At 67.1% G+C, this 4292-nt stretch carries 7 protein-coding genes; 5 read left to right on the top strand and 2 right to left on the bottom strand.

Annotated elements, in window-relative coordinates; all coding sequences use genetic code 11:
* Nucleotides 1-829: NUDIX domain-containing protein (locus ACTIFJ_RS14965; protein WP_439534912.1), on the top strand; the 829-nt coding region annotated here is incomplete at its 5' end.
* Between the two features lie 7 nt (nucleotides 830-836).
* On the opposite strand, the gene ACTIFJ_RS14960 is transcribed toward ACTIFJ_RS14965, so the two are convergent.
* On the bottom strand, nucleotides 837-1160 hold the full coding sequence (locus tag ACTIFJ_RS14960) for a hypothetical protein (RefSeq protein ID WP_439534911.1): 324 nt from the start codon (nucleotides 1158-1160) through the stop codon (nucleotides 837-839).
* The gene (locus ACTIFJ_RS14955) at nucleotides 1160-2020 is read right to left on the bottom strand and encodes a class I mannose-6-phosphate isomerase (RefSeq protein WP_439534910.1); all 861 of its coding nucleotides are present in this window, start codon (nucleotides 2018-2020) and stop codon (nucleotides 1160-1162) included. Before ACTIFJ_RS14955 ends, ACTIFJ_RS14960 begins: the two co-directional genes overlap by 1 nt.
* Before the next feature lie 386 nt (nucleotides 2021-2406).
* Here ACTIFJ_RS14955 and ACTIFJ_RS14950 point away from each other — a divergent pair, with 386 nt between their 5' ends.
* The 4 genes from ACTIFJ_RS14950 to ACTIFJ_RS14935 form a co-directional block, all read left to right on the top strand.
* Entirely contained in the window at nucleotides 2407-3132 is a 726-nt protein-coding gene (locus ACTIFJ_RS14950; RefSeq protein WP_439534909.1) for a helix-turn-helix transcriptional regulator, read from the top strand.
* Between the two features lie 76 nt (nucleotides 3133-3208).
* Nucleotides 3209-3553: a hypothetical protein gene (locus ACTIFJ_RS14945; protein WP_439534908.1), complete on the top strand. Its 345-nt coding sequence runs from the start codon at nucleotides 3209-3211 to the stop codon at nucleotides 3551-3553.
* A gap of 107 nt (nucleotides 3554-3660) precedes the next feature.
* Complete coding sequence (locus ACTIFJ_RS14940; RefSeq protein ID WP_439534907.1) at nucleotides 3661-4035, top strand: hypothetical protein; 375 nt, start codon at nucleotides 3661-3663, stop codon at nucleotides 4033-4035.
* A gap of 49 nt (nucleotides 4036-4084) precedes the next feature.
* A partial coding sequence (locus ACTIFJ_RS14935) for a hypothetical protein (protein WP_439534906.1) occupies nucleotides 4085-4292 on the top strand: 208 nt, incomplete at its 3' end.

The following is a 4292-nucleotide window of genomic DNA, read 5'->3' as shown; positions in this document are numbered from 1 at the left end:
ATCGCCCCTCCCCTCACCCCGCCACCCCCGCTACAGTCCCCCGATGGAAACCCAGCCTGCCGCAAGCGCCATCCTGCTCCGCGCCGCCCCGAGCGGCCCACCCGAACTGCTGATCACCGAGCGAAGCCAGCACATGCGCTTCGCCGCCGGCGCCTGGGTCTTCCCCGGCGGCCGTGTCGACCCCGCCGACCATGCCACCGCGCAGGACCCGCGCCTCGCCAGCCATGCCGGTGGCCTCGATCCCATCGACGCCGCCGCCCGCATAGCCGCACTGCGCGAAACCTTCGAGGAAACCGGCCTGCTGCTCACCACCGGCCCCCGCCCCGCGGCCACCGCCCAGGCCAATGCCCGCAACGCCCTGTCGCAAGGCCCGGACAGGGCCGAGGCCTGTACTTTCGCCGCGCTGCTCGCCGGCCTCGATCATCACGCCGACCTGTCGATCCTCCACCCCTTCGCCCAATGGGAGCCGGCGATCGAAGCCCGTGTCACCCGCCGTTTCCGCGCACGCTTCTATCTGGTCGATGTCACCGGCCACGACACAACAGCGCTCACCGCCGACGGCCAGGAGGCCACCGCCCTCCACTGGATCACCGCCGCCGACCTGCTCGCCGGCCATATCGAGGCGCTGGTCTTCCCCACCCGCTGCCTCGCCGCCCGCATCGCCCAATATCCGGACATCGAGGCCCTGCTCGCCTCCGCCGCCCGCCACGGCGACGCACTCATCCAGCCCCGCTTCAGCCAGCGAGACGGCGAAACCTGGGTCAGCATCCCCGACGGCATGGATTATCCGCATGTCGAAGCCCCCCTCGCCACGCTCCGCTGCACCTGAAATCCGTTCAGCCGCGCAACTTCGCCCGATAGCCCTTGACCGCACTCCACGCCCCATAGACCAGCATCAGCCCGAGGAACCCCCAGACCCACAGCGGAATCCCCCGGCCGACGATTGCCAGGTACAGATAGGACGACACGAAGCACAAGGACGCCAGCAGCACTGGCCCCGTCGCCGCCCGCCCCTCGCGCCGCCGCTTCACCGCCAGCCCGCTGAACAGCAGGAAGAACGGAATCGCCCCGATATAGATGCCGGCAAACACCAGCGGGTTGACCCCATAGCCGGCCCCCAGCGCCATGATCCCGTCGAACCAGCCCCGCAGCATCTCCATCAACCGTCCCCCATAGGCACCCACAGCCCCGGCTGGGGCGCCGGCCCCGGCTGCGCCAGCAGCAGCGTGGCCCCGCCCTCGATCGTCACCGCCCCGCCGATCCGCGCCACCCGCCCCTGGTCCAGCGCCTCGCCATCGATCCGCGCCGTCCCGTCGATCACCGCCAGCCAAACGGGCCGTCCCGGCTCGGGCGCCAGCCGCCCGCCGCCGCGCACCCGTTCCATCACGAAGCTGTTGCCGCTCGCCAGGGTCTCGCGCCCCGGCCCGGCCGCCGGCGCCGGCACCGGCGGCGTCCAGGCCTCGCGCCGCGCCACCGCCAGCCCGGTGTCGATATCGAGCGCCCGACCCCGGCCATGGTCATGCAGCCGATAGGTCACATCCATGTTCTGCTGGACCTCGAACAGGGTCAGCCCGGCGCCGATCGCATGGATCGTCCCCGCAGGCACCATCAGCGCCTCGCCGACACTGACCGGAATCCAGTTCATCGCCTCGACGATCGACCCGTCCAGCACCGCCGCCCGCAGCGCCGCTGACGACATCGGTTCGCGCAGCCCCAGCCCGACGACCGCCTCGGGCGCCGCCTCCAGCACCAGCCACGCCTCGTCCTTCGACGACGCCAGCCCCAGCCGCGCCGCCGTGGCCGCATCGGGATGGACCTGCACGCTCAACATGGTCTCGGCATAGAGCGTCTTCAGCAGCAGCGGTTCGGCCTCTTCGCGCGCCAGCCCGGCCGGCAGCCGATGATGGACCTCGCCGATCCGCCGGTCCTCGTCCGGCCCGAAGGCGATCCCGCATGCCCAGGCGCTGTCGCGCCCGCGTCCCCAGACTTTCGCCACGCCTTTTGGCTCGAGTCGCAGCATCGGCTGCCCGTCCAAAGCGGCCAATGTCAAAGAATCTTTCGATCTGGAAACATCATTTAACACGCGCGTCACGGGCCATCCATTGTCTGCCAACCGCCTTCAATAGGCCAAAGTCGGGCCGCGTCACCAGCAATTGCCACCAGACGGGGCGGATTTCAGGCCAATTTCAAGCCGGTTACAAAATGAAATGCCATGGCGTGCCGCCCTGGAACCGAATCGCCGCGCGCCGGCTATCGATGCGACTCCCGAATCATGCGATCAAAAATATACTTTTCATTAACTTATCCCCACGTTTCGAATCGTAAACCTTGCGTAACGAGGCCATTTCAGCGCATATGAAGAAAGGGTGTGTATGCGGTCGACGGTCAATCACAGGGCGTGCCAGGATGAATTTGAGCATTTGCGATGATGAAGACAATCCGGGAGGCGGCTTTGCACGCAGCTTCCGTGTGGGCGCGTTCAACGCACGCAGCCTGATGTCCGACCCCGCTCCCCGCCCCATCCTCACCCCCGTCGCCCAGCTCACCGACGGCCAGCGCGATTGCCTTCGCCTGGTCTTCAACCATCTGACTTCCAAAGATATTGCCCGCATCCTCGGGGTCTCGCCGCACACCGTTGACATGCGCCTGCGCACCTCGATGAAGGTGCTCGGGGTGACCAGCCGGATCGAGGCTGCACGCCTGCTGATGCAGGAAGAATCCGGCCTGGATGTCGCCCCGGAGGCGTATCAGCCGTTGATATACCAGTCTCCGGATATGGAAAATGCGCCGGAAAACGGGATTGTGGGGTCACCGGCCTCACTGGCTGGCGACGCTCAGCAGGGCAGCCGCCAAACAGTCAGTCCGGGCTTCGATCCAGACGTCAGCGGCCCTCCCCGCAACACGGATGCATCGATAACCAGCGAAGCAGCGATGCTCGGCAGTCGGTCGGGCGCCATCACCACTGACCTTGGTGAAAGCGTCCGACCACTCGCAGGGAACCTGCCCTGGGGAAAGCGCAATACCCTCTCCATCGGGGTGCGCCTTACCTGGATCGCCGGAATTGCCATGGGCTCTGCCCTCAGCTTCGGCGCCATTCTGTCGGCGCTCTCGTCGCTGAAGAGCCTGCTCTGATCTAACGTTCGGACGACGGTCGTCCGGACCGTCAACCCAACTGCGTGCCCTCGGCCGCAGAACGAAGGATTGTGCCATGCTCAAGGAACGCCGCCACGCCGCTGAATCCATCGCCGAGCAGCTGTTCGCTGCAGAGGCCGCCATCGACGCCGCCATCGCCGCTGTCGCCGCGCTGACTGCCCGCATGCCGCAGGCCCGCATCGAAGCCAATCTGTCCCCGATGATCGGCCATGAAGCGTTCATGCATGCCAGCCGCACCTGCTCGAACCTCGTCGAGGCCCGCGGCGGCATCTGCGCCACCCATGAAGCCCTCGCCGTCGCCCAGAAGCAGATCGGCCTCGGCGCCGTCGCCTTCGGCAGCCTGCAGAAGCTGCGCCTCGAGCGCCCCTCGCACCTGCATGCCGTCAGCGAAGCAGCCTGACACCCCTATCAACGCCGGCGGGCTTGCCCGCCGGCGTAACCGTCTGTATAATATAAGATAATTCCTGGGGATACGGTCCATTGATACCGGCATTGTTCATTGCGTTGATGATTATCAGCTGCGGGATCGCCTTCTGGCGCGGCCGCAGCGACGAGCGGATGGCAGCCTCGGCGATCATCTTCGCCGCCCTTCTTTCCCCCGTCGCCAAGGCCAGCGGCTTCGCCAGCCCGGAGACCGGCATCCTCGGCATCGACATGGCGCTGCTGGTCTTCCTGATCGTGCTGGCGCTGCGCTCGGACCGTTTCTGGCCGCTCTGGGCCGCCGGCTTCCAGGTCGTCGGCTGCACCATCCACCTCGCCACCTTCGTCGAGGTCGATATCTGGCCGCCCGCCTATATGGCCGCGCAGAGCTTCTGGGCCTGGCCGGTCCTCACCGCACTGCTCGCCGGCACCTGGCTCGAAGCCCGCTTCCGCACACGCTGACGCACCCCCCTGACCTCCGGCGCATACCCCCCTTGCGGCATGCCATCCGATGGACGACATGCCGCTGATGACCACCGCCAACCAGCTGTCCCATCTCCGCGTCCGGGGCGCCCGCGAGCATAATCTCAAGGGCGTCGACGTCGACATCCCCAAGAACAGCCTCACCGTCATCACCGGCCTGTCCGGCAGCGGCAAATCCAGCCTGGCCTTCGACACCATCTATGCCGAAGGTCAGCGCCGCTACGTCGAGAGCCTCA

Source organism: Polymorphobacter sp., assembly GCF_051860865.1.
Taxonomy (GTDB): Bacteria; Pseudomonadota; Alphaproteobacteria; order Sphingomonadales; family Sphingomonadaceae; genus Sandarakinorhabdus.
This window is presented reverse-complemented; position numbering and strand designations above follow the sequence as displayed.

Coding starts and splice junctions, on each gene's coding strand:
- ACTIFJ_RS14940 (WP_439534907.1), top strand. CDS start 3,661: ATGATTATCAGCTGCGGGATCGCCTTCTGGCGCGGCCGCAGCGACGAG.
- ACTIFJ_RS14945 (WP_439534908.1), top strand. CDS start 3,209: ATGCTCAAGGAACGCCGCCACGCCGCTGAATCCATCGCCGAGCAGCTG.
- ACTIFJ_RS14960 (WP_439534911.1), bottom strand. CDS start 1,160: ATGGAGATGCTGCGGGGCTGGTTCGACGGGATCATGGCGCTGGGGGCC.
- ACTIFJ_RS14955 (WP_439534910.1), bottom strand. CDS start 2,020: ATGCTGCGACTCGAGCCAAAAGGCGTGGCGAAAGTCTGGGGACGCGGG.
- ACTIFJ_RS14950 (WP_439534909.1), top strand. CDS start 2,407: ATGAATTTGAGCATTTGCGATGATGAAGACAATCCGGGAGGCGGCTTT.